Raw genomic sequence first — 716 nt, forward strand, 5'->3', positions numbered from 1 at the left:
GGCTGATCCGCATGGACTCATCATCGGGGAAGTCGATCGGCAGGCGATGGGCGATCTGCTCCGGGCTCCACGCCAGCGTCCATCGCCGGTCCTGGCGTCTGGGCTTGTTCCGGCCCTTCCACGGGGCCGGCTGCGGCCCGGTGACGGCAACACCGTCGGGACGGCGCACGTGTCCCGAGAGCCGTTCCTGGACGTAGTCCCGCAGTCGGGTGTTCACGACGAGCTTCGCGGGCGTGGACCGCCGGGCCGCCAGCTCGGCCTTCCACTGCGCCACCCCCGCTCGATAGTCGAGCTTGCCCCCGCGGGTGGCGGCGTTGCGACGCAGCTCTCGGGAGATCGTCGACGGGTCACGGCCCAGCGTGCGGGCGATCTCACGCACTCCCGCGTCCCGGGCCCGCATCAGCGCGATCTCCTCGCGCTCGGCGAACGACAGGTATCGACCGGAGGGCCGATCCAGACTGATCAAGGGCATGCCGCCACGTTCACGGAACCACCGCGATCCGACCGGTCCCGACACGCCGACAGCCACGCCGGCGTCCTCGCTGGTCATCCCTGCAGCGATCTTGACCCAGAACGCCCGCTCGAGATCCCTTCGGATCGGCGGACGCCCAGGCGACCTCATCGCAGGCCGCCCCGTCTGCGTGACCAGCCACCCCGGTTGCCGCCCCATGAAGACCTCCACGATCAAGGTGTTGCGACGACCGGTTGAGTCCGGT

1 protein-coding gene is annotated in these 716 nt (G+C 70.1%); it reads right to left on the reverse strand.

The features are described 5' to 3' along the window. A partial coding sequence (locus N866_RS19265) for a helix-turn-helix domain-containing protein (protein ID WP_034230003.1) occupies positions 1 to 670 on the reverse strand: 670 nt, incomplete at its 3' end. Positions 671 to 716: the final 46 nt, after the last annotated feature.

Source organism: Actinotalea ferrariae CF5-4 (assembly GCF_000603945.1).
In the GTDB taxonomy this organism is placed as follows: Bacteria; Actinomycetota; Actinomycetes; order Actinomycetales; family Cellulomonadaceae; genus Actinotalea; species Actinotalea ferrariae.